General features: G+C 43.9%; 20 protein-coding genes and 20 tRNA genes. 30 read left to right on the top strand and 10 right to left on the bottom strand.

All coding sequences use genetic code 11. The features are described 5' to 3' along the window. The first annotated feature begins 304 nt into the window (after positions 1–304). Entirely contained in the window at positions 305–1,192 is an 888-nt protein-coding gene (locus AC3CH3_RS03980) for a TraB/GumN family protein (protein WP_010439194.1), read from the top strand. Between the two features lie 70 nt (positions 1,193–1,262). On the opposite strand, the gene AC3CH3_RS03975 is transcribed toward AC3CH3_RS03980, so the two are convergent. Beyond that, positions 1,263–1,339, bottom strand: a tRNA-Pro gene (locus AC3CH3_RS03975). Positions 1,340–1,594: 255 nt separating this feature from the next. Here AC3CH3_RS03975 and AC3CH3_RS03970 point away from each other — a divergent pair. The 3 genes from AC3CH3_RS03970 to rluF all read left to right on the top strand — a co-directional run bounded on the left by AC3CH3_RS03970 (position 1,595) and on the right by rluF (position 3,797). Continuing rightward, positions 1,595–1,735: a DUF3149 domain-containing protein gene (locus AC3CH3_RS03970; protein WP_017062321.1), complete on the top strand. Its 141-nt coding sequence runs from the start codon at positions 1,595–1,597 to the stop codon at positions 1,733–1,735. A gap of 170 nt (positions 1,736–1,905) precedes the next feature. Next, positions 1,906–2,487 (top strand): DNA endonuclease SmrA, encoded by a 582-nt coding sequence (gene smrA, locus AC3CH3_RS03965; protein WP_488537776.1) that lies wholly within the window; start codon positions 1,906–1,908, stop codon positions 2,485–2,487. A 176-nt stretch (positions 2,488–2,663) separates the two neighbouring features. Further along, positions 2,664–3,797: a 23S rRNA pseudouridine(2604) synthase RluF gene (rluF, locus tag AC3CH3_RS03960; RefSeq protein WP_488537775.1), complete on the top strand. Its 1,134-nt coding sequence runs from the start codon at positions 2,664–2,666 to the stop codon at positions 3,795–3,797. A gap of 127 nt (positions 3,798–3,924) precedes the next feature. Here rluF and ybaK read toward each other — a convergent pair whose 3' ends face one another. The 8 genes from ybaK to hemA all read right to left on the bottom strand — a co-directional run bounded on the left by ybaK (position 3,925) and on the right by hemA (position 12,168). Further along, complete coding sequence (gene ybaK / locus AC3CH3_RS03955) at positions 3,925–4,398, bottom strand: Cys-tRNA(Pro) deacylase (protein WP_017076861.1); 474 nt, start codon at positions 4,396–4,398, stop codon at positions 3,925–3,927. Between the two features lie 118 nt (positions 4,399–4,516). Then, positions 4,517–6,178: a bifunctional UDP-sugar hydrolase/5'-nucleotidase UshA gene (ushA, locus tag AC3CH3_RS03950; RefSeq protein ID WP_488537774.1), complete on the bottom strand. Its 1,662-nt coding sequence runs from the start codon at positions 6,176–6,178 to the stop codon at positions 4,517–4,519. A gap of 455 nt (positions 6,179–6,633) precedes the next feature. Next, a complete protein-coding gene (gene kdsA / locus AC3CH3_RS03945; RefSeq protein ID WP_017069619.1) occupies positions 6,634–7,488 on the bottom strand; it encodes a 3-deoxy-8-phosphooctulonate synthase in 855 nt (284 codons plus the stop codon). A gap of 22 nt (positions 7,489–7,510) precedes the next feature. Beyond that, a complete protein-coding gene (locus AC3CH3_RS03940; RefSeq protein ID WP_017064164.1) occupies positions 7,511–8,320 on the bottom strand; it encodes a SirB1 family protein in 810 nt (269 codons plus the stop codon). Between the two features lie 27 nt (positions 8,321–8,347). Further along, positions 8,348–8,731, bottom strand: coding sequence for a SirB2 family protein (locus tag AC3CH3_RS03935; RefSeq protein WP_009848726.1), 384 nt, complete (start codon positions 8,729–8,731; stop codon positions 8,348–8,350). 194 nt (positions 8,732–8,925) lie between these two features. Then, entirely contained in the window at positions 8,926–9,786 is an 861-nt protein-coding gene (gene prmC, locus AC3CH3_RS03930; RefSeq protein ID WP_065675631.1) for a peptide chain release factor N(5)-glutamine methyltransferase, read from the bottom strand. A 5-nt stretch (positions 9,787–9,791) separates the two neighbouring features. Further along, positions 9,792–10,880, bottom strand: a complete 1,089-nt coding sequence (gene prfA / locus AC3CH3_RS03925; protein ID WP_019821589.1) for a peptide chain release factor 1 — start codon at positions 10,878–10,880, stop codon at positions 9,792–9,794. Between the two features lie 28 nt (positions 10,881–10,908). Then, positions 10,909–12,168, bottom strand: coding sequence for a glutamyl-tRNA reductase (hemA, locus tag AC3CH3_RS03920; protein WP_488537773.1), 1,260 nt, complete (start codon positions 12,166–12,168; stop codon positions 10,909–10,911). 160 nt (positions 12,169–12,328) lie between these two features. Here hemA and lolB point away from each other — a divergent pair, with 160 nt between their 5' ends. The 25 genes from lolB to AC3CH3_RS03795 all read left to right on the top strand — a co-directional run bounded on the left by lolB (position 12,329) and on the right by AC3CH3_RS03795 (position 20,864). Beyond that, positions 12,329–12,976 carry a lipoprotein insertase outer membrane protein LolB gene (gene lolB / locus AC3CH3_RS03915; RefSeq protein ID WP_019821587.1) on the top strand — a complete coding sequence of 216 codons (648 nt, stop codon included), beginning with the start codon at positions 12,329–12,331 and terminating at the stop codon, positions 12,974–12,976. Next, the gene (gene ispE, locus AC3CH3_RS03910) at positions 12,973–13,848 is read left to right on the top strand and encodes a 4-(cytidine 5'-diphospho)-2-C-methyl-D-erythritol kinase (protein ID WP_032545398.1); all 876 of its coding nucleotides are present in this window, start codon (positions 12,973–12,975) and stop codon (positions 13,846–13,848) included. Before lolB ends, ispE begins: the two co-directional genes overlap by 4 nt. Before the next feature lie 27 nt (positions 13,849–13,875). Further along, positions 13,876–14,820 (top strand): ribose-phosphate pyrophosphokinase, encoded by a 945-nt coding sequence (locus AC3CH3_RS03905; protein WP_004739814.1) that lies wholly within the window; start codon positions 13,876–13,878, stop codon positions 14,818–14,820. A gap of 223 nt (positions 14,821–15,043) precedes the next feature. Next, entirely contained in the window at positions 15,044–15,634 is a 591-nt protein-coding gene (pth, locus tag AC3CH3_RS03900; RefSeq protein ID WP_488537772.1) for an aminoacyl-tRNA hydrolase, read from the top strand. Positions 15,635–15,644: 10 nt separating this feature from the next. Next, a complete protein-coding gene (ychF, locus tag AC3CH3_RS03895; RefSeq protein ID WP_010439159.1) occupies positions 15,645–16,736 on the top strand; it encodes a redox-regulated ATPase YchF in 1,092 nt (363 codons plus the stop codon). Between the two features lie 279 nt (positions 16,737–17,015). Next, positions 17,016–17,092 (top strand) — tRNA-Met (locus AC3CH3_RS03890). Between the two features lie 67 nt (positions 17,093–17,159). Continuing rightward, positions 17,160–17,244: transfer RNA gene (locus tag AC3CH3_RS03885), tRNA-Leu, on the top strand. 29 nt (positions 17,245–17,273) lie between these two features. Then, positions 17,274–17,348: transfer RNA gene (locus tag AC3CH3_RS03880), tRNA-Gln, on the top strand. A 77-nt stretch (positions 17,349–17,425) separates the two neighbouring features. After that, positions 17,426–17,502 (top strand) — tRNA-Met (locus AC3CH3_RS03875). 74 nt (positions 17,503–17,576) lie between these two features. After that, a tRNA-Leu gene (locus AC3CH3_RS03870) sits at positions 17,577–17,661 on the top strand. Positions 17,662–17,691: 30 nt separating this feature from the next. Further along, positions 17,692–17,766: transfer RNA gene (locus tag AC3CH3_RS03865), tRNA-Gln, on the top strand. Between the two features lie 109 nt (positions 17,767–17,875). Next, a tRNA-Leu gene (locus tag AC3CH3_RS03860) sits at positions 17,876–17,960 on the top strand. A 30-nt stretch (positions 17,961–17,990) separates the two neighbouring features. Continuing rightward, positions 17,991–18,065, top strand: a tRNA-Gln gene (locus tag AC3CH3_RS03855). 109 nt (positions 18,066–18,174) lie between these two features. After that, positions 18,175–18,259, top strand: a tRNA-Leu gene (locus AC3CH3_RS03850). A 30-nt stretch (positions 18,260–18,289) separates the two neighbouring features. Then, a tRNA-Gln gene (locus AC3CH3_RS03845) sits at positions 18,290–18,364 on the top strand. 109 nt (positions 18,365–18,473) lie between these two features. Next, positions 18,474–18,558 (top strand) — tRNA-Leu (locus AC3CH3_RS03840). Between the two features lie 30 nt (positions 18,559–18,588). Then, positions 18,589–18,663: transfer RNA gene (locus AC3CH3_RS03835), tRNA-Gln, on the top strand. Between the two features lie 94 nt (positions 18,664–18,757). Continuing rightward, positions 18,758–18,842, top strand: a tRNA-Leu gene (locus AC3CH3_RS03830). Positions 18,843–18,892: 50 nt separating this feature from the next. Continuing rightward, positions 18,893–18,969, top strand: a tRNA-Met gene (locus AC3CH3_RS03825). A gap of 55 nt (positions 18,970–19,024) precedes the next feature. Further along, positions 19,025–19,109 (top strand) — tRNA-Leu (locus AC3CH3_RS03820). 30 nt (positions 19,110–19,139) lie between these two features. Further along, positions 19,140–19,214, top strand: a tRNA-Gln gene (locus AC3CH3_RS03815). Between the two features lie 94 nt (positions 19,215–19,308). Next, positions 19,309–19,393 (top strand) — tRNA-Leu (locus AC3CH3_RS03810). 50 nt (positions 19,394–19,443) lie between these two features. Beyond that, a tRNA-Met gene (locus tag AC3CH3_RS03805) sits at positions 19,444–19,520 on the top strand. A 55-nt stretch (positions 19,521–19,575) separates the two neighbouring features. Further along, positions 19,576–19,660, top strand: a tRNA-Leu gene (locus tag AC3CH3_RS03800). A gap of 157 nt (positions 19,661–19,817) precedes the next feature. Further along, positions 19,818–20,864: a lactonase family protein gene (locus tag AC3CH3_RS03795; RefSeq protein WP_488537771.1), complete on the top strand. Its 1,047-nt coding sequence runs from the start codon at positions 19,818–19,820 to the stop codon at positions 20,862–20,864. Positions 20,865–20,933: 69 nt separating this feature from the next. Here the strand turns inward: AC3CH3_RS03795 and AC3CH3_RS03790 are convergent, their stop codons facing one another. Next, complete coding sequence (locus tag AC3CH3_RS03790) at positions 20,934–22,109, bottom strand: 2-octaprenyl-3-methyl-6-methoxy-1,4-benzoquinol hydroxylase (protein WP_019820814.1); 1,176 nt, start codon at positions 22,107–22,109, stop codon at positions 20,934–20,936. 308 nt (positions 22,110–22,417) lie between these two features. Here AC3CH3_RS03790 and miaB point away from each other — a divergent pair, with 308 nt between their 5' ends. Further along, positions 22,418–23,842 (top strand): tRNA (N6-isopentenyl adenosine(37)-C2)-methylthiotransferase MiaB, encoded by a 1,425-nt coding sequence (gene miaB / locus AC3CH3_RS03785; protein ID WP_012603385.1) that lies wholly within the window; start codon positions 22,418–22,420, stop codon positions 23,840–23,842. Positions 23,843–23,961: the final 119 nt, after the last annotated feature.

The raw sequence follows: 23,961 nt of genomic DNA, 5'->3' as shown, positions 1-23,961 counted from the left end.
GGCCAATTCAGTGACCAGCTTCAAATCTAAAAAATATTGATAAATTTAATTTTAATAAAATCATCAAGTTACGATTAACGACACTTCCGTCACTTTTATTTTGACGTAATAACTGAGAATTAAATCACAATCTTTTCAAAGGATTTCATAAAATCATGTCGTTGATAGAGAGAAAGGTTTAACAGTTTGTTGGTGTTGTTATACTTTTCGTACAAACAACGTGACATCGTTCTCAAAAAAAACCGTTAAAAAACTCCGTCAAAACCCTTTTTAACGAGTTTATTTCTTTCTAAAGGAGCTCTCTTTGCGCACATTCTTGTACTTTACGTTACTCACTCTCGCCTTTTCCGCAAAGCAAGCGGTCGCCGAACCTCTTTATTGGCAAGCAAAAAAGGATGATTTGACGCTCACTATCCTAGGATCGATACATGTAGGTAACGAGAGCATGTACCCGCTTCCCACACAGATCACTGACACGTTGAAAAAGAGTGACGGGCTAATTGTCGAAACGGATGTCAGAAAGTCAGAGGGCGTTGTATATCCCACGCCTAAAGTGACTACGAGTGATGTATTAAACGAAGAGCAAGAACAAATGCTGGTCGACATAACAAAGTCATTAGACATGCCAACTCAGCAACTACTTAATGCCCCACCTTGGGCGACAGCGATATCGATACAAATGCAACAGTTGAAGAATCTTGGCTACGCATCGGCCGGCGGTGTTGATGCTACTTTGGCTTACAAGGCGACGATTCAAGATGTGCCTGTTATCAGCTTAGAGCCTCTACAATTTCAAATAGATCTAATTTCAGGACAAAAAGATTCTGGTAAAGAATGGTTAACGACTAGCCTCGAACAATTCGATCATATTGATGACGACACTCACTGCTTAATCGAGAGTTGGAAAGCGGGAGATATAGCGAAACTAGAGCAGTTTGCGAAACTGTCGGAAATGCCACATGACCTAGAAAAAGCATTCCTAACCGATCGAAATATCGACTGGGCAAACAAGCTCTTCGCTAATGATTGGAAACTGGATTCAAAGGGACACTACTTGCTCGTCGTTGGTACTTTACACCTCATCGGAGAAGGCAACCTTTTACAGTTATTAGAAGAGAAAGGTTTCATTGTCACTCAACAATCACAAAGCCAACAAGCCGAGTGTCAATTTGAGGTAGATGCAAAAAACTAGCGAGGTTCAAACCCCATTTTCAATGCTCTGAAACGACGAAAGCCTGCTCAATGAGCAGGCTTTCTAAATGTGGTCGGTGAAGAGGGATTCGAACCCCCGACCCTCTGGTCCCAAACCAGATGCGCTACCAAGCTGCGCTATTCACCGAGATATCTAACTGGCTGATTGCCTGTCGATGGAGCGTATAATACGGATTCTGAATTTATCCGCAAGCGCTTTTTCTCATATTTATTGTGAATTCGAATCGTTCGAACAAAAGACATACAACAACACGCTTGATGTGACGAAAAACACACAGTTACCAACAAGTATTTAACTTATGAAACAGGATTGATCCAGATCAGTGAATTGATAACACCAGTTAATACACTAACCCGTGTCATATAACTTTGAGGTATACACATGGACTTTTGGTTAGATCTCCTATTTGGTAATGCGGTGGGACTATCTTCAATGATAGTAATCTTCGGGGCTCTGGGTCTCATGATGTTTTATGGAGGCTTCTTCATCTACAAAGTTATGACTGAAAAATCTCCTCACTAGAATCGCTCAGCCTACATCATTTACTTTTAAGTATTCTTTTATTGTATAAGTAAGTGTCAAAACGCTTTGCACCGGAGCAGACTTATTGTCTTCTCCGGTTTTTTCATTTTTAAACCCAGCCTCAACTTAGGTATACTTATCCTATCCTTCTCCAACTTGAGATACACACTATGTCTCATGATGACGACTTAGATCTATTCCAAGAAATGATGGGCGATGTTAAACGTATCGACCATGACACCGCTGAACACCAGAAAGTACACCGAGTAACAGGATCTCACCTTGCTAAGCGTGAAGCCGCTATGTGGCTGTCTGACGACGAGAAAGACTACTTATCATTAGACTATTCGCCAATGATCAAGCCAGATGATGTCGTTGCTTATAAAAAAGACGGTGTACAAGAAGGTGTATACAAAAAGCTGCGCCTAGGCAAATACCCTATTCAAGCCAAGCTCGACCTTCATAGGAAAACACTGAAAGACGCACGTAACGAAGTACTTTCATTTTTGCGTCAGTGTTTAAGAATGGATGTTCGTACCGTCATCATTGTTCACGGTAAGGGTGAGCGTTCGAATCCACCAGCAATGATGAAAAGCTACGTGGCGAATTGGCTCACGCAAATTAACGACGTTCAATGTGTTCATTCTGCTCAGCAATTTCATGGTGGTACTGGCGCAGTCTACATTATGCTCAGAAAGAGTAATGAGAAAAAGCTAGAGAACAGAGAGCGCCATCAAAAGCGCACCAGTTAATAGGTTGAGGTAGATAAACGGGCGAATAACGATTTTGCATCAAGACCGATATTTCGTGCCTAGACTCACACCAAGTGCTAAAATCGCCTCAGTTAACGAATTCCAACTCAAAGCAACTATCCAAAAGTTGCTTTTTGTTTATCTATATTTCCGTTGTGAAACGCTAAGAGAATATCATGTCACAAGAATCCCAAGCTAAACGCCTTAATAAATACATCAGTGAAACTGGTTTTTGCTCACGCCGCGAAGCCGATAAGCTCATTGATGCAGGCCGAGTTACTATTAACGGTAAGATCCCTGAAATGGGTACTAAAGTCTTGCCAGGTGATGATGTTGAGATCGACAATAAGCCTGTTCGCTCAAAAGAGAAGCCGATTTACATTGCTCTTAATAAACCAACAGGTATCACCTGTACGACTGAGCGTGATATTCCTGGCAACATCGTCGACTTTATCGGCCACCACAAACGTATTTTCCCGATTGGTCGTCTAGATAAGCCTTCTGATGGCCTTATCTTCCTAACCAATGACGGCGACATCGTAAACAAGATCCTACGTGCAGGTAACAACCACGAGAAAGAATACGTGGTGCGTGTAGATAAGCCGATTACGACGGAATTCTTGAAGCAAATGGGCGCTGGCGTTCACATTCTCGATACAGTCACCTTGCCATGTAAGGTTGAGAAAGAGACTAAGTTCTCATTCCGAATTACGCTAACACAAGGCCTTAACCGCCAAATTCGCCGTATGTGTGAAGCGCTCGGTTATGAAGTATTTAAGCTACGCCGTGTTCGTATTATGAACATCTCATTAGACGGTATTCCTAACGGAAAATGGCGCTACCTGAGCGAAGAAGAGATAACTGAGATCTTAGCGATGTGTGAAGGCTCAGTAAGTACGGAAGATGCGTCAAAAATGAATGCGAAAGGTCAACGCATTCGTAAAGCGACTGACGCGAAACTTTTTGACAGCCGTGAAGAGAACCAAGCTTCAACAGCGCGCCGTAATCAAAACGAGAACCGTACTCGCACTTACCGCGGTAACAATGCGGATGAATTCCGTCATGCGCCTAACTCAAAGCGTGGCCGCAATTCATCGAACGTTGAAAGCGGTGGTAATACCGAAAACTGGAAGTCGAACTCTCGTTCAGAGCGTTCAAATTCAGATAGAAACCGTTCGGATCGCAATCGCACAGATCGCGACAATAACGATCGTCGAAGCGGTAAGCCGGCAAACCGCAGCCAAGATTCAAACAGACCGAATAAACCTGCACCGAAGCGTGTTGGTGGTACTTTAGGTCTGAAGAAGTAGTCATAATTCGTTCTCAATGTACAAGCACATTTCAGGATAGACACTCAATATAAAAGCGCCCGCTAGGTTAATCTAGCGGGCGTTTTTGTTTGTCATTCGGTAGTTGTATCATCATGACGACGACAATCTATAAACATAGATCAGCAAACTGACCGCGAGTCAGTAGCGCTAAGTCTTTCGGGTCGAGCTCAATTTCTAGCCCGCGCTTCCCTGCACTCACGCATATCGTTTCAAAATCGGTAGCGCTGGAATGAACAAAGGTAGGCAAGGCTTTTTTCTGACCAAGAGGGCTGATCCCACCCACCACATAACCCGTGGTTTTCTGAGCAATATCAGGATTCGCCATCTCTGCTTTTTTGCCTTTTGCCGCTTTTGCCGCAAGCTTCAGGTTTAGCTTCTGATCAACGGGAATAACGGCAACCGCTAAATCTTTAGCGACGCCATTCAAACAGAACAAAAGCGTTTTAAATACACGTTTGGGATCTTGACCAAGCGCTTCGACAGCCTCTAATCCATAATTCGTGTTATTCGCATCGTGGTGATATTGATGCACGCTATGAGCGATTTTCTTTTTCTTGGCGAGATTGATTGCAGGGGTCATAACAAATCCAAACGATAGATAAACAAAAAGCGACGCCGAGGCGTCGCTTTAGTTAAATTTATCATGGTGCTAGAGTCAATCTAATTTAGCACCTATTGATTCAATTAACTGGGTTCAGTTACTTGTAAACCATTTGGCCTGAAGGCGCGTACTTGTTCACATCAACCGGGCTGTTTGCTTCTAGGTACTCTTTCAGTACTTCAGCATCAACAAAACCAGTATTTACGTAACCTGGGTGGTCAGACAGTTTAGGGTAACCGTCACCACCAGCAGCGTTAAAGCTTGGAACCGTGAAACGGTATGTTTCGTCTAAACGAAGCTGCTTGCCACCGATGAAGACATTCGATACTTCACCGTTCGCTACTGTCATTGAAATGCCAGCGAATTGAGCGTAAGCACCAGAATCGATTGGTTTAGTCGCCACTACATTTAGGTAATCTAGAACTTCTTTACCCGTCATGTCTGTGTAAGTCAGGATGTTCGCAAAAGGTTGTACTGTTAGCACGTCTTTGTAAGTAACATTACCGGCCTCAATTGAGTCACGTACACCACCAGAGTTCATCACTGCGAAGTCTGCTTTTGCACGCTCCATGTGAGAAGTCGCAATTAAACGACCTAGGTTGGTCTGTTGGAAGCGAACGACGTTACGATCGCCTTCAAGCTTGCCATTTGTCTCTGCGATTTGAACTTCTAGCTGTGCCTGACCTTGCTCTTGGAAAGGACGTAAGAATTCAAGTAGCTCTGGGTCTTGTGCGATTTCATCTTGAATAAGAACACGTTGCTTCTTACCGTCAATCTTAACTTTCTTCTTAAGGTTAACTGGAACCAGATCGTAGCTCACCATCTCTAGTTCGCCGTTACGGAATTCGTAATCAGCACGACCTACGTACTTGCCCCACTCGTGAGCTTGAACGATGTAAGTACCGTTCTGTACGTCTGGTTTACACTCATCACCCGGCTTGAAGTTTTTCTTCGCAACGTTAGGGCCTTCCATACATACAGGCTCTTGAGAGTGACCACCAACGATCATGTCTAGGTCGCCTTCGTTTAGGTAACGAGCAAGTGCGACATCACCCGGAGCGTTAACACCACGCTGGCCATTTTCGTAGTGACCCATGTGAGTCACAGCGAAGATTAAGTCTGGCTTCTCTGTTTCTTTAAGTTCAGCGATCAGCTTCTTCGCTTCTTCTTTAGGGTCACGGAAGTCAATGCTCGCGATGAACTCAGGGTTACCGATTTTTGCCGTATCTTCAGTTGTTAGACCGATAACCGCAATCTTGATACCTTGCTTTTCAAACATCTCGTAAGCTTGGAACTTGCGCTCGCCTGTTGCTTTGTCGTAGATGTTTGCAGATAGCATTGGGAAGTTAGCCCAGTCGATCTGCTTTTGTAGTACGTCTAATGAGTTGTCAAACTCGTGGTTACCCAATGCCATTGCATCGTAACCAATTTTATTCATACCTTTGAAATCAGGTTCTGCATCTTGAAGATCTGACTCTGGCACACCCGTGTTGATGTCACCACCAGATAGAAGCAACACGCTACCGCCTTCTGCTTCAACTTCAGCACGAAGTTGATCAACAAGCGTTTTACGCGCAGACATGCCGTATTCACCGTATTTGTTCTGCCAAAAACGACCATGGTTGTCGTTAGTGTGTAGAACCGTTAGCTTATAAGTTTCGTCTTGGTTCCAATCTTGAGTTGATTGAGACGCACACCCAGCTAGAGTAGCTAGGATTGCAGCACTTAGTGCTGTCTTTAGAATAAGGCGTTGCTTCATTGTCATACCTTTGAACTTTTAGGGGAATCCACTGCTTTTTATAATCTATTGCGACCCCTTTCCTGGAGTTCGAACAATAAGACTTCAACATGACTAATCTTAAATTAACATTCTAGATGTAACACGACGATTTCATATTTATGTCGAATTGGTCACGCATAGGTCAACAGTTAAGTGTAACAAAATTATGAGATTACACTCAAACTTCCCCTGCATCACAAGCAATCGTTTACTTACAAAGTGTGATGAACATCAGTAATTTACTGCAAACAGGACTGACCTCACACTCATATACGAGTTTCTTAGGTAATAACCCGACACGTTAACAACTCTTTAAATGAACGGTTTATATTCGGCTGCTTTTACGAGATTAAAAAAAAGCCCAATTCAGAGAACTGGGCTTTCTTAGATCAACTTTGTTAAATAACGTTTCCGTTACTTCACATCCATCTCAATTATTTAATATCAATATGCTCAAAGCCTTTGATAAGGTCATCAAGTGCTTTCATCTGCTTCAAGAACGGCTCTAGTTTGTCTAGAGGTAGCGCAGATGGGCCATCACAACGAGCTTGGTCTGGATTCGGGTGAGCTTCAATGAACAGACCCGCAATACCTGTAGCCAGGCCAGCTTTAGCAAGTTCAACCGTTTGCTCACGGCGACCGCCAGATGCAGCACCCGATGGGTCACGCATTTGTAGAGAGTGCGTCACGTCGAAGATGATTGGGCTACCGTTTGAAGACTTCTTCATTACGCCAAAGCCAAGCATATCAACGACTAGGTTATCGTAACCCATGCAAGCGCCACGCTCACAAAGGATGATGTTGTCGTTACCGCACTCAGCGAACTTATCAACGATGTTGCCAACTTGGTTCGGGCTCATGAACTGAGGCTTCTTCACGTTGATTACTGCGCCAGTCTTAGCCATTGCTTCAACAAGATCAGTTTGACGAGCTAGGAATGCAGGTAGTTGGATTACATCAACCACATCCGCAACAGGCTGAGCTTGAGCTTCTGTGTGGATATCAGTAATGATCTTCACGCCGAAAGTATCTTTCAGCTCTTGGAAGATTTTAAGACCTTCTTCCATTCCTGGACCACGGTATGAATGAACTGAGCTGCGGTTCGCTTTATCAAAAGACGCCTTAAATACGTAAGGGATGCCCAGCTTCTCGGTTACTTTTACATAGTGCTCACAGATCTGCATAGCAAGATCACGAGATTCAAGAACGTTCATGCCTGCAAATAGCGTAAATGGCTTGTCGTTTGCAATTGGCATATCGCCAATGTGAACTGTTTTTTGTTCCATCATATTCTCTCTAAATAATTATTAATTAGTGAACTACCACTGTCTTTTCGTTCATGACGTTCACTTGAGATTTCAGTAACTCAGATGCAGGGTCATCTGGGCATTGGTCGATAAAGTATTGATAATCGGTTGCGGCTACTTGGTGACAGTCTAGCTGCTGATAGATAAAACCGCGGTCACGGATTTCATATGGGTCATCAGGTACAAACGTCAAAGCAAGGTCAGTACACTTCAATGCAAGTGTATAACGCTCTTCTCGCAGCAGTGCACTCTTGAGCAAGGCTAACCACTTACCAATAATTGTTGGGTGGTCGGCAACTTCCAAGTGCTCAGGTTTCACCTTAGCTAATGGGCCATCATGGCCAATTAACCATGCTCGCAGCGTTTGTTCTCCAACGTACTCACCGTTATAAGGATTAATATAGGCTGCAGCTTGCCCATACCAGCTTACTTTAAGTAAGAATTGAGTAGGGAAAGAGACGCCCTCTACAGGAAAGCCTAGCTTGCGACCTAGAAAAAGAAAGATCGCCCCCAGACTCACTGGAATGCCTTTCTTTCTCTCAAGCACTTTATCGATGAACGCGTTTTCCGAAGAGAAATACGCATCTTTATCGCCAGCAAAGCCCCATTCATAAAAGAATAGTCGAATAAAAGATTCAAACTTCTGCTGTTCATCGGTTTCATTAACCAAAGCAAACTCGGCGTCTTTTAACAATCTCGCCAGCTCTTGCTCTGCCCAACTGTCTTGAGTTTCTGGGTTAATCGCTTTATTTAAGATCAATGCACCTTCAGCTAACTCTAGCTGGTCAAAGTCTTCATCAAAAAATTCGTACATAGATAGTTAACCGAAATAAGGAGAGAATTAACCGAAAAATGTTGGTGTCTTGGTCATTGCGATTTTGCCAGCCATCGCTAACCAGCCAAGCGCACCAAAGAAAGAGAATACTCTCAGTAGCTTGTTTTTACCTAGCTTAAGCGCAAAGAAACCTAATGCGATGTAAGCCATAACACAAGTTAGTTTTTCGGTTAACCATGGTGCTGCTGGTGTGAATGGAATAAAGCCAGTGATGAAAATCAAACCAATACCCGATAGCAATAGCAACGAGTCATTGATATGAGGGAAACGCTGCAAGAAAGGGTGCTTAAGCTTAGGTGAGTTAGCCATCATAAGAGCGAAACGAATCGAAAGAAGTAGCGCACTTATAGCAATCGTTAATAGGTGAAAATGTTTTAGACCTTCGTACATGGTATTCCTTTATATTTTTATATGTGCTTTCGTTAACACGAGCCTCACAATACCCGTTAATGCTCTGTAGTTCCGCATAAAATCTCTGTATTTCTGCGTTAAATGCATTACCGAGTTAAATGTATTGTCGAGTTAAAGGTATCAATTTAGCAAGTTCATCATCCATTGCTCACAAGACGATTAACAATCACTAACTATGAACAGTAACGACCCAATGTCACTCGGTCATTACCACCGTAATCTTTCTCTGTGACAACATCGAGATAACCGAGCGCCTGCATAATCTCACGAACTGCCAAACCTTGGTCATAGCCGTGTTCAAATGCTAACCAACCTTCATTTTCCAAAAAGCCGCGAGCGTTTTCAGAAATGTATCGGATATCTGCAAGCCCTTTCTCCTCAGCAACCAGTGCTGTGATTGGCTCAAAACGCACATCGCCTTGAGACAAATGAGGATCATTCTTCTCAATGTATGGCGGGTTAGAAACAATCAGAGAGAACTTCACAGTTTCTTCAGAGCTCAAAGGCTCAAACCAACTGCCGTGCAAAAAAGTCGCATTGGTGATATTGAGACGTTGTGCATTCTCTGTAGCAAGCTGCTGCGCTTCAGGGCGAAGATCAATACCCGTTACCTGTCGATTCGGCATCTCAGACGCCAATGCTAACGCGATAGCACCTGTACCTGTCCCTAAATCGAGAATCGCGCCTTGCTTGCCATAGGTTTTATCCAACGCTACTTCAACCAAACGCTCGGTATCTGGGCGTGGGATTAATGTAGAAGGGGAAACTTTTAACGGCAGTGACCAAAACTCACGCTCACCGATAATGTAAGCCACAGGCTCACCTGTTAAGCGACGTTTTAGAAGGGCGTTGAATTCAGACTCTTGCTCTGAGGTGAGGTGCTTCTCAGGCCAAGTCAGTAGGTAAGATCTTGGTTTATCTAAGGCGTGACAAAGCAGTACCGCTGCATCAATGGAGGGTGATGTGTTATCACCCTCTTGAAGCTTTACGATTGCTGCTTTTAAAGCACTTTCAACCGTATATGCTGACTGCATACGGGTTAGTTGTTCTCTGCAAGTGCAGCAAGCTGATCGGCTTGGTGCTCTTGAAGTACAGGATCAAGCAAGCTTTGCATGTCACCTTCAAGTACTTCGTTAAGACGGTAAATTGTAAGGTTGATACGATGATCAGAAACACGACCTTGTGGGTAGTTGTACGTGCGAATACGGTCACTACGGTCACCCGAACCTAGTAGGTTACGACGTGTATCAGAAACCGCTGCTGCACGGCGCTCTTCTTCTGCTTGAACAATACGAGCAGCAAGAACAGCCATCGCTTTCGCTTTATTTTTATGCTGAGAACGCTCGTCCTGACACTCTACTACTGTACCCGTTGGTAAGTGAGTAATACGGATTGCTGAATCCGTGGTGTTAACGTGCTGACCACCTGCGCCTGATGCACGGAAAGTATCAATTTTAAGGTCGCCCGCTTTGATTTCAGGAAGATCCGCTTCTGGGATTTCAGGCATAACAGCAACCGTACATGCTGACGTGTGAACACGGCCTTGAGATTCAGTTTCAGGTACACGTTGTACACGGTGACCGCCTGACTCAAACTTCATTGTGCCGTAAACAGCATCACCACTAACTTTAGCGATCATCTCTTTGTAGCCGCCTTGTTCAGAAGCATTGCTGCTCATGATTTCAACGCGCCAACCTTTCTTCTCGGCAAACTTAGAGTACATACGGAACAAGTTGCCCGCGAAAATACCCGCTTCATCACCGCCCGCGCCTGCACGGATTTCAAGGAAACAGTTACGCTCATCGTTTGGATCTTTTGGAATCAGAAGAATCTGTAGCTCATCAGTCAAACGTTCAATTGCCGCTTTTGCGTCTTTGATTTCGTCTTGAGCCATTTCACGCATTTCAGCGTCATCTTCGTTTGCCATCTCTTCAGCAGCTTCTAGATCTTCTTGAGCTTGCTGGTATGACTGGAAGCAAGCCGTCACTTCTTCTAATTGAGAGTACTCTTTAGAAAGTGCACGGAATTTGTCTTGATTCCCGATTACATCTGGATCACCAAGTAGATGTTGAACTTCTTCATAGCGTTCAACAAGTGTTTCAAGCTTTACTAGAATCGAGGCTTTCATAATGTCTTATTCTGTTGGAGGTCTAATATTATTGAGGGTTTTCTAAGCCCAAACTCTGTCTAATGACCATTAATTTTGCAGGTTCTCCTTGCTCAGCTGCACTTTGAAGTGCGCGCGTTGGAGCATGGATCAATTTGTTTGTGAGCTTATTACTTAGCTCAAGTAAGACTTTTTCAGGGTCACCGCCAGCGGCAAGTGATTGTAAACTCTTACTTAATAATTCTTCTCGGATTTCGTTGGCCGATTTACGATAGTCACGAATACTGTCTACAGCTTGCAGTGAACGCATCCAACTCATGAATGCCGCACTTTCTTCGCTAACGATTGCTTCCGCTTGAATCGCTTCCACTTTGCGTTGTTCAATGTTGCCATCAACAATCGACTGCAGATCATCCACTGAATAAAGGTAGGCGTCATTCAATTCACCAACCTGAGATTCCACATCACGCGGAACCGCAATATCAACCAGCAACATAGGTTGATGTTTTCTTGTTTTCAGTGCAGTTTCCACCATGCCTTTACCAATGATAGGTAACGGACTTGCGGTTGAGCTGATCACGATATCCGCTCGATGCAGGTGATCAGGGATCTCATTGAGGCTGATCACTTCAGCACCAAACTCTTCAGCCAGCCCTAAAGCACGCTCACGTGTTCGGTTAGCCACAATCATCTTGGTACAGCCATTCGCTGAAAGATGCTTAGCCACCAACTCAATGGTTTCACCCGCACCCACCAATAACACAGTTGAATCGGCAATCGACTCAAAGATGTGCTTGGCTAACGTGCAAGCTGCGTAAGCAACCGAAACCGCGCTTCCGCCGATCTCCGTTTCAGTTCGAACACGCTTCGCGACAGAGAATGATTTCTGGAACAGCTTTTCCATTGAAGCATCAACAGATTTGTTCTCTCGCGAGTCTGTATAAGCTTGCTTCACCTGACCTAAGATCTGTGGTTCACCCAATACCAAAGAGTCCAAGCCACAAGCTACGCGCATTAAATGTTTAATCGCCGCCTGCTCTTCATGGACATAAATGCTCGGTTTTAGCTCTTCAGGGCTCACTTGATGGAAAACGGACAACCAATCGATGAGCTTGTTTTTTGCCACGCCTTTGACGTCACAATACAATTCAGTTCGATTACAGGTAGAAAGTATGACACTTCCATTTACGTTTGCATTCGCGTTAAGTTGCTTGAGTGCCTCAGATAATTTATCTGGACCAAAAGCGACTTTTTCTCGCAATTCAACCGACGCTGTATTGTGATTGATACCTACGGCAAGCAAAGACATGTATCAGAAGTTCTCGATCAGGGAATGGAAACAAGGGGCGAATTTTACTTGATGCATGGCTCTATTTAAAGAGCAAGCGGGATTTGTTTTCCTGACTTCGTGAATTCAATGCTATAGTTGAAGCGTTTTTTAGATAAATTTGAACAAGTTGTGAGCAAATATGAGCAAGCTTCTCAAAATCACGTCTCTTATTTTTATGGCCATAATTATGGTGGGTTGCTCGTCTACCCCAGAACAACCGACCAGCGTTGAATGGCAAAGTCATCAAGATCGGCTTTTACAGATAGAAAACTATCAAGCCTCAGGCAAGCTCGCTTACATTTCCCCGGAGCAACGCCAAAGCCTAAATTTCATTTGGAAGCATTCACCAAATCAAAGTCAATTAAGGCTTACGACTTTTCTCGGTCAAACTGCATTGAACCTAACCATAGATCCATCGGGTGCAAAAGTCGTGACGTATGATGATCAAGTATTTACTCATGCGAGTGCTTCAGTCTTGGTTGAGCAGCTGACAGGCTTACAGATCCCTATTGATCATTTACCACAATGGTTCCTTGGCATTCCAGACCAAGCCGATAACTACCAATTGAACACCACCAACACGCTTGAATCTCTCACCAAACAAGTCAGCAACCAACTATGGACACTGAGTTTTGCTAACTATCGCAATACAGAGATTCCGAATAAGCAACTATCGGATGAAGACAACACTAAGGTAGAGACAATCCCACTCCCTACTCGATTGTCATTCAAGCAAGACAATAACAAAATCAACATTGTAGTTTCGAAGTGGACACTGAAAAAATGATAACAACGCCAACCCATTGGCCTTCTCCGGCTAAACTGAATTTATTTCTCTATATCACTGGTCGACGTGACAATGGCTATCACGAACTTCAAACTTTATTTCAGTTTGTCGATTTTGGTGATGAACTGACGGTGACCGCAAACTCAGAAACTAACTCAATAACAATCACACCAGAAATTCCTGGGGTAGCACTTGAAGACAACCTGATCTGGAAAGCCGCTACTGCGCTACAGCAATATACCTCAACCTGTTTCGGTGCCGATATTGAACTCAAGAAAGTACTGCCTATGGGTGGCGGTATTGGCGGAGGCTCTTCAAATGCAGCAACCGTATTGGTCGCTCTGAATTATTTATGGCAACTCAACCTGTCAGACGATCAACTCGCCGAGATCGGTTTGAAGCTTGGTGCTGACGTTCCTGTCTTCGTTCGAGGCCACGCCGCCTTTGCTGAAGGGGTTGGAGAACAGCTACAGCCCGCTAATCCGGATGAAAAATGGTATCTTGTGGTTAAGCCTCAAGTGAGCATAGCAACTGTAGACATATTCACACATTCAGAATTAACTCGAAACACGCCAAAGCGAGCGCTATCAACGCTTCTAGAGCAAGAATACGTAAACGATTGCGAAAAAATTGTGCGAATGCTGTACCCAGAGGTTGATAAGCAACTTTCATGGCTGCTACAATACGCGCCGTCGAGATTGACTGGCACAGGTTCGTGCGTTTTTGCTGAATTTAACAGCAAAAAAGAAGCCGAATTGGTGCGAGAACAACTGCCTGACACAGTTTCCGCTTTCGTAGCGAAAGGAAGAAACATTTCTCCTTTAAAAGAAACTCTGGCTGAATACCAATCAGCCCACCCACAATCTATTTAAAACTGGACGCAACCCGAGGTTTCCACCGTGCCTGATATGAAGCTATTTGCTGGTAACGCAACACCTGAACTAGCCCAACGTATTGCTGATCGTCTATACATCTCTCTTGGCGATGCTACTGTAGACCGTTTTTCTGATGGCGAAGTCGCTGTTCAAATCAATGAAAACGTTCGTGGTAGCGATGTATTCCTGATTCAATCAACTTGTGCACCAACCAATGACAACCTTATGGAATTGGTGGTAATGATTGACGCAATGCGCCGTGCTTCTGCTGGCCGTATTACTGCTGTAATCCCTTACTTCGGTTATGCCCGTCAAGATCGTCGTGTACGTTCTGCTCGTGTGCCAATTACTGCAAAAGTTGTTGCAGACTTCCTTTCTAACGTTGGCGTTGACCGCGTTCTTACTATCGACCTACACGCAGAGCAAATCCAAGGCTTCTTCGATGTACCTGTTGATAACATCTTCGGCACTCCAGTTCTTCTAGAAGACATGGCTAACCGTGGCCTAGAAAACCCAGTTGTGGTTTCTCCAGACCTTGGTGGTGTTGTACGTGCTCGTGCAACGGCTAAAGCGCTAGGTGATGTTGACATCGCTATCGTTGATAAGCGTCGTCCACGTGCTAACGTTTCTGAAGTAATGAACCTAATCGGTGATGTTGAAGGCCGTGACTGTGTTATCGTTGATGACATGATCGATACGGGTGGCACACTATGTAAAGCAGCTGAAGCGCTTAAAGAGCGCGGTGCTAAGCGTGTATTCGCTTACGCAACTCACGCTGTTTTCTCTGGTACTGCTGCGAACAACATCAAGAACTCTGTTCTAGACCAAGTTATCGTAACGGATTCTATTTCTCTATCTCCAGAGATGGCTGCGACTGGTAAAGTGACAACACTTAGCCTTTCTCGCATGCTTGCTGAAGCGATTCGTCGTATCAGCAACGAAGAATCAATCTCAGCGATGTTCAACTAATCAAAGCCCAATAGCTTTTTTTACAAAAGCTTGGTTTTAGAAACACGCGAGAGAAAGATATTAAGCACTTCAGTCAATGAAGTGCTTTTTTTATGTCTGAGTAATATTGCACTTCTAGTTATCACAAACAGGAATAATCGCGCAGCTATCAGCTAGCTCGCACCTTTTTCATAAACTGTGATATCATACGGCGCTTTTTGAAATCCCAAGAGAGATCCATACCTTGAGCCAACAAATAAAACTTCTCGTTGGACTGGCTAATCCAGGTCCAGAATACGCCAAAACTCGCCACAACGCGGGCGCTTGGGTAGTTGAAGAATTAGCGCGTGTACATAACGTGACACTAAAGAGCGAACCAAAGTTCTTTGGCCTAACGGGTCGTATCATGGTTCACGGTGAAGATCTTCGTTTGCTGATCCCAACGACTTTTATGAACTTGTCAGGCAAAGCAGTTGCAGCCTTAGCAAAGTTCTACCAAATTAAACCAGAAGAGATCATGGTCGCTCACGATGAGTTAGATCTGCCTCCTGGTATTGGAAAGTTTAAAAAAGGTGGTGGTCATGGTGGACACAATGGTCTGAAAGACATCATCAGCAAGCAGGGTAACAATAAAGAATTCTATCGTCTTAGATTAGGCATTGGCCATCCAGGACACAAAGATAAAGTTGCAGGTTATGTATTAGGCAAAGCTCCTCAAAAAGAGCAAGAGTGTATCGAGGCCGTCGTTGACGAATCGGTTCGCAGCCTAGACATCTTATTAAAAGATGGCCTACCAAAAGCACAAAATCGCTTACATACGTTCAAAGCAGAATAAGGTTTATATCATGGGTTTTAAATGTGGCATCGTTGGTCTACCAAACGTTGGTAAGTCAACTCTGTTTAACGCACTGACTAAAGCAGGCATCGAAGCAGCAAACTTTCCATTTTGTACGATCGAACCAAACACAGGTATCGTTCCGGTTCCAGATCTACGCTTAGATGCATTAGCAAAAATTGTTAATCCACAGAAGATCCTTCCAACGACAATGGAATTCGTAGATATCGCGGGCCTAGTTGCTGGCGCATCTAAAGGTGAAGGTCTTGGTAACAAATTCCTAGCTAACATCCGTGAAACTGACGCTATCGGTCACGTTGTACGCTGCTTTGAAAATGAAAACATTGTTCACGTTGCTGGCAAAGTATCTCCAATCGAAGATATCGAAGTGATCAACCTTGAACTTGCACTGGCTGACTTAGACAGCTGTGAGCGTGCAATTCAACGTAACGCGAAGAAAGCGAAAGGCGGCGACAAAGACGCTAAATTCGAAATCACTGTACTAGAAAAGCTACTTCCAGTTCTAACTGAAGGTGGTATGGCGCGTACTGTTGAACTTGGCAAAGAAGAAGCGGCAGCAATCGGCTACCTAAACTTCCTAACACTTAAGCCAACAATGTACATCGCAAACGTCGCGGAAGATGGTTTTGAAAATAACCCATACCTAGACGCTGTTCGTGAATACGCAGAAAACGAAAACAACGTTGTTGTTGCTGTTTGTGCAGCAATCGAATCTGAGCTTTCTGAGCTTGATGACGAAGATCGCGAAGAGTTCCTTGCGGATATGGGTATCGAAGAACCAGGTCTTAACCGAGTGATCCGCTCTGGTTACGAACTACTGACTCTTCAAACTTACTTCACAGCTGGCGTTAAAGAAGTTCGCGCTTGGACAATCCCTGTAGGTGCAACTGCACCACAAGCAGCGGGTAAGATCCACACAGACTTCGAGAAAGGTTTCATCCGAGCTGAAGTTGTTGGATTCGATCACTTCATCGAATTTAACGGTGAGAGCGGTGCGAAAGACGCAGGTAAATGGCGCCTTGAAGGTAAAGAATACATCGTTAAAGATGGTGACGTAGTTCACTTCCGCTTCAACGTATAATTCTGATTAAACATCTAAAAAAAGGCCAGTGAATTCACTGGCCTTTTTGTTTTTCCCCTTTCTAAATTGCCCCTCATCAGAAACTTAACTTCCTATATATATCGCGTTTTAGACCTGTTTTTTGTCGACAAATACGCCTCTTTGCCTAAAAAGAAACCGAACAGATGTTTATTCGCGATTTATTCAAAAAAAAAGTTGACGGGTTTCGCTCAACTACGCATAATGCGCCCCGTTCACAACGAAGCGGCAACGTCTCGAAATGAACGACAATTTGGAAATGGCTACTTAGCTCAGTTGGTTAGAGCACATCACTCATAATGATGGGGTCGCAGGTTCAAATCCCGCAGTAGCCACCATTTCCTAAGCACTCTGTTTGTTATTAAACACATGTTTATTAACGACAAGAGTTTTTAGGAAAGTAAAGCGGTCGTGGCGGAATTGGTAGACGCACCAGATTTAGGTTCTGGCGCCGAGAGGTGTGAGAGTTCAAGTCTCTCCGACCGCACCATATTGAGATATCTTAATTGATATCATTGTTGGGCTATCGCCAAGCGGTAAGGCACTGGCTTTTGATGCCAGCATTCCCTGGTTCGAATCCAGGTAGCCCAGCCACAATTTAAAGTGTAATTATCTTTAAAAAGATAATGGCATTGGAAGCGAGATTATATTATATTACTTCGCTCTCAGATGGCTACTTAGCTCAGTTGGTTAGAGCACATCACTCATAATGATGGGGTCGCAGGTTCAAATCCCGCAGTAGCCACCATTCTTTCTTTATGAAAGAAGAACAAACAACGTTATATTGAATTACCAATGTCGATATAACTATAAAGATTTGCTGCGGTCGTGGCGGAATTGGTAGACGCACCAGATTTAGGTTCTGGCGCCGAGAGGTGTGAGAGTTCAAGTCTCTCCGACCGCACCATTATTTAGATATCTTAAGTGATATCATTGTTGGGCTATCGCCAAGCGGTAAGGCACTGGCTTTTGATGCCAGCATTCCCTGGTTCGAATCCAGGTAGCCCAGCCACTATTTAAAACTCTTTGTTTTTACTTAGCTTGTTTTTAAGTTAAATAGAAAACTAAGAGCACAACGTTACATCGAATCACCAATGTCGATATAACTATAAAGATTTGCTGCGGTCGTGGCGGAATTGGTAGACGCACCAGATTTAGGTTCTGGCGCCGAGAGGTGTGAGAGTTCAAGTCTCTCCGACCGCACCATTATTTAGATATCTTAAGTGATATCATTGTTGGGCTATCGCCAAGCGGTAAGGCACTGGCTTTTGATGCCAGCATTCCCTGGTTCGAATCCAGGTAGCCCAGCCACTATTTAAAACTCTTTGTTTTTACTTAGCTTGTTTTTAAGTTAAATAGAAAACTAAGAGCACAACGTTACATCGAATCACCAATGTCGATATAACTATAAAGATTTGCTGCGGTCGTGGCGGAATTGGTAGACGCACCAGATTTAGGTTCTGGCGCCGAGAGGTGTGAGAGTTCAAGTCTCTCCGACCGCACCATTATTTAGATATCTTAAGTGATATCATTGTTGGGCTATCGCCAAGCGGTAAGGCACTGGCTTTTGATGCCAGCATTCCCTGGTTCGAATCCAGGTAGCCCAGCCACTATTTAAAACTCTTTGTTTTTACTTAGCTTGTTTTTAAGTTAAATAGAAAACTAAGAGCACAACGTTACATCGAATCACCAATGTCGATATAACTATAAAGATTTGCTGCGGTCGTGGCGGAATTGGTAGACGCACCAGATTTAGGTTCTGGCGCCGAGAGGTGTGAGAGTTCAAGTCTCTCCGACCGCACCATTATTTAGATATCTTAAGTGATATCATTGTTGGGCTATCGCCAAGCGGTAAGGCACTGGCTTTTGATGCCAGCATTCCCTGGTTCGAATCCAGGTAGCCCAGCCACTATTTAAACTCTTTGTTTTATTACTTAAGTAGTTAACTAAGAGCACAACGTTACATCGAATCACCAATGTCGATATAACTATAAAGCTTTGCTGCGGTCGTGGCGGAATTGGTAGACGCACCAGATTTAGGTTCTGGCGCCGAGAGGTGTGAGAGTTCAAGTCTCTCCGACCGCACCATTATTTCTCTTTAATTAGAGAACAAATAATGAATCTATTAGATTTATTATGGCTACTTAGCTCAGTTGGTTAGAGCACATCACTCATAATGATGGGGTCGCAGGTTCAAATCCCGCAGTAGCCACCACTTATACAATGTCTTATTGAAGCACCAATATTCGATATGACTACAAAGATTTGCTGCGGTCGTGGCGGAATTGGTAGACGCACCAGATTTAGGTTCTGGCGCCGAGAGGTGTGAGAGTTCAAGTCTCTCCGACCGCACCATTATTTAGATATCTTAAGTGATATCATTGTTGGGCTATCGCCAAGCGGTAAGGCACTGGCTTTTGATGCCAGCATTCCCTGGTTCGAATCCAGGTAGCCCAGCCACTATTTAAACTCTTTGTTTTATTACTTAAGTAGTTAACTAAGAGCACAACGTTACATCGAATCACCAATGTCGATATAACTATAAAGCTTTGCTGCGGTCGTGGCGGAATTGGTAGACGCACCAGATTTAGGTTCTGGCGCCGAGAGGTGTGAGAGTTCAAGTCTCTCCGACCGCACCATTATTTCTCTTTAATTAGAGAACAAATAATGAATCTATTAGATTTATTATGGCTACTTAGCTCAGTTGGTTAGAGCACATCACTCATAATGATGGGGTCGCAGGTTCAAATCCCGCAGTAGCCACCACTTATACAATGTCTTATTGAAGCACCAATATTCGATATGACTACAAAGATTTGCTGCGGTCGTGGCGGAATTGGTAGACGCACCAGATTTAGGTTCTGGCGCCGAGAGGTGTGAGAGTTCAAGTCTCTCCGACCGCACCATCATTGAATGAAACCCAGCTTTTTAGCTGGGTTTTGTTTTATCTGGAATATGTAAATCTGATAACTCCGTCACCAAGTATTTCTCCCTATCTAATCACTTCATGACTTTTTTATAAGACAATGTATGCTCCATTTTCTAATTGAGTATGACTGCCCTATGAAAAACCTCACTCTAACGATCGGTTGCTACACAGACACTCCCAGTAAAAGCCAAGGCGTATATCAGGCTCAATTAGACTTGGAAAACGGAAAGCTATTACCTTTAGATCTCGTTGCAGAGTGCACTAACCCGTCTTTTGTCGTAGCGACAAAACTTGGCATCTATACCGCGTCTGAAATTGATCAGCCAAAACAGCCGCAGCTGATTCATATTCCTAGCCCTAACTCAAAGACGGTTAAGAACTCCGGTACTATCGCTGGCGGTCACCCCTGTCACATCGCGATAGATCCACACAATAAGTTTGCTATCACGTCGCAATACTCATCAGGCACATTCGATATCTTTAGCTTAAGTATCAATGGCAACATCGATAAGCGCCTCAAAACAATCAAGATGGTTGGTTCCGGACCAAACAAAGAGAGACAAACTAGCCCGCACGCCCACCAATGCCTGTTCTTACAAAACTCGCCACAGTTTGTGACTGTCGATCTCGGCACCGATCGAATCAACTTCTATTGCTTCGATGAAGAACAGGAAGAGTTTCTAGACGAGCCTATGCAGTCTATTAAAGTGCCAGCCGGCAATGGACCTCGCCATTTAATCTTTAACAAAGCAGAAGACAGAGCCTATGTGATCTGCGAGCTCTCTGAATCGATACTTATGTTGGAAAAGGTTTTGGGTGTATGGAATATCGTAGAAGAAATTGATGCGCTTCCCAATATGGAGAAAGGAGAAGCTACGGCTGCGATAAAACTATCGCCGGATGAGCAATTCCTCTATGTATCTTGTCGACACCAATCAAGGATCAGTTGCTTCAGAATCGAGCCTACAACGAAAATGCCTATTTTTATTGATAACTATAATACTGAAGGCAACTTCCCTCGCGATTTTCATATTACTGACTGCGGACGATGGCTTATCGCAGCAAACCAACACTCCAATAGCATCACCTCATTCAAACGAAATAGTGAGGATGGGTCTTTGGTTTATACAGGATACTCTTTAGAGATCGACGCACCGGTTTGCGTTACAAAGCAGTTATAGCACTCAGCACCAAACAAAAAAGGAGAGCATCTGCTCTCCTTCTCTATATAGATAATCTGAACTAATAAATTAAAGGCCTAAGGCGTATTTCAATACTTGGGTTTTAATCGGCCCAGAGTTCTCTGCTAATTTTAGCGCAGCATTACGTGCAAACTTGAGCGGACCAATGTCGTTGCTGAATGTCTTGTAGAAAAAATCCATGCCACTCTGCATCATTAGGTTGTCGCCTCTTCTCATCACTTCATAACGTCTTGCTACAAACTGATTCAATTCACCCTTTTCTTTGGTGACATCCAACAGGACTGATACATCTTTGAAGCCTAAGTTAACACCCTGCCCTGCCAATGGGTTGATCGTATGTGCAGAGTCCCCGACTAAAATACAGTTATTCTTCGAATATGATTGAGCATGACGTCGTGTCAGAGGAAAAGAACCCGAATTCAAGACTTTGATATCACCTAACTCTTTAGGAAAGTGAGTAAGTACTTCGTTACGTAGTTTTTCAGGGGTCATTGCTGACAGTTGCTTAATACGCAGCGGAGAATCATACCAAACTAACGAGCCCTGCCCGACTTGTTGATCGTCAGAGGTTAGAGAACACAAAGGCAGAAACGAACGAGGACCACTTGGTAGAAATTGCTGCCAAGTAATATCTTGCTGAGGTTGTTCTGTTTCTACATTGATAAGCATACAGTGTTGTCGATAATCCCAAGCCGTGATGCCAATTCCAGCTTGTTGTCGAACGGCTGAATTCGCACCATCAGCACCAACCACCCACTTCGCAGATAACTCAGCCCCTGATTGAAGCTTTACGATATTGGTTTCACCAAACTCAATCTTATCGAGCTTTTCTGGACATAACAGTTCGAGATTGTCGTAGGCATCAAATTGAGACCATAAACCTAATTGAATGAGTCTGTTCTCAACGATATAGCCCAAACGAGGAAGGTCCAGTGATCCAGCATCAAACCGAGTACGACACTCTGGGTGCTCCCACGTCTCTAAACGCTTATAAGAACACACTCGCATTGCTGCAATACCTTGCCATGCGCCAAGATCTTCAAGCAAATCGACCGATGCTTGAGAAATCGCTGACACACGAATGTCCATCGCTTGCGACTCATCAAAAGCTTGTGGGGCAAAACCTTCGATCACCGCAACACTCAGACCTTGCTTTGCAAAACCGATTGCTGTTGCTGCGCCAACCATGCCACCACCGACTACTACAATATCGTAACTGTTCATATTTTGTACTTATCAGTTTGATTCTTTGACTGTTTTTGATTGTACTTTTTCATAACTAACTTGTAACCAAAAACCTTATTCGAAAAAAGGGTTATCCCTTATGGCATATGGCGTTAAGGATAATAAAAACCACTACATAAGAGATTTGTTCAGACTACTAGTCAGTCGGTTTTGAAACCAGTACAATACGCCGCTTGCCGCTAGAGCCTGTCATAAAATTGAATACCGAATTATGATAAACGGGGCTAGCGGATGAATAATGGGCGATTTGCTCCCTTAAATTAAACTAACGATCGAGCGAACATATAATGAGTAAGAAACTGCTAATTAAAACTTGGGGCTGTCAGATGAATGAATATGATTCATCAAAAATGGCCGACCTGCTTAACGCTGCAAATGGCTATGAGCTAACTGAAGTACCTGAGGAAGCAGACGTACTACTATTGAATACTTGTTCTATCCGCGAAAAAGCGCAAGAAAAAGTATTCCACCAGCTTGGTCGTTGGAAAACGCTTAAAGATAAAAAAGAAGGTGTGGTGATCGGTGTGGGTGGCTGTGTAGCGACTCAAGAAGGTGATCACATTCGTCAACGTGCACCATACGTAGACGTTATCTTTGGCCCACAAACATTGCACCGTTTGCCAGAGATGATTAAGTCATCACTGTCTAACGAAAAGCCAGTAATGGACATCTCTTTCCCAGAGATCGAAAAGTTCGATAACCTGCCCGAGCCAAAAGCTGAAGGCGCGACGGCGTTCGTTTCTATCATGGAAGGTTGTTCTAAATACTGTACTTACTGCGTTGTACCATACACACGTGGTGAAGAAGTTAGCCGTCCAATGGATGATGTACTTTTCGAAGTTGCTCAACTTGCAGAGCAAGGCGTACGTGAAGTTAACCTGCTAGGTCAAAACGTAAACGCATACCGCGGTCCAACTCACGAAGGTGATATCTGTTCATTCGCAGAACTGCTTCGTCTTGTTGCTTCTATCGACGGTATCGACCGTATTCGTTTCACAACAAGCCACCCGCTTGAGTTTGGTGACGACATCATTGAAGTTTACAAAGATACACCAGAACTAGTGAGCTTCCTTCACCTACCAGTACAAAGTGGTAGTGACCGTATTCTTACGATGATGAAGCGTCCGCATACGGCTATCGAGTACAAATCTATTATCCGTAAACTGCGTAAAGCTCGTCCTGACATTCAAATCAGCTCTGACTTTATTGTTGGTTTCCCTGGTGAGTCTAAGCAAGACTTCCAAGATACAATGAAGCTAATTAAAGAAGTTGATTTCGATATGAGCTTCAGCTTTGTTTTCTCTCCTCGTCCGGGTACGCCAGCGGCAGATTACCCATGTGACGTACCAGCACAAGAGAAGAAAGATCGTTTGTACGAACTGCAACAAACGGTAAACACACAAGCTATGCGCTTCTCTCGTCTAATGCTAGGCACAGAGCAACGTATCCTTGTTGAAGGTCCATCAAGAAAGAACCTAATGGAACTTCGCGGCCGTACAGAAAACAGCCGTGTTGTGAACTTCGAAGGTTCTGCAGACCTAATCGGCCAGTTCGTAGATGTGAAGATCACTGAGGTTTACACCAACTCACTACGTGGTGAGCTAGTTCGCACAGAAAAAGACATGGGTCTACGCGTTGTTATGACTCCAGCAGAAATGATGGAAAAAACAAAACGTGAAGACGAGCTAGGTGTAGCGACATTTACGCCGTAGGCAATACAACTGTTTTAGCACAAAGCGCAAACACAAAGCTTGAAATTACCTAACTAAGTGACCATCTTAGAAATAGGGATATCACAATCAAAAGCCCGGTCTAAATCGGGCTTTTTGCT

The organism is Vibrio sp. QJM3NY_35, assembly GCF_057785915.1.
Note: the sequence above shows the minus strand (reverse complement) of the source record. Positions and strands in the feature narration are given on the sequence as shown.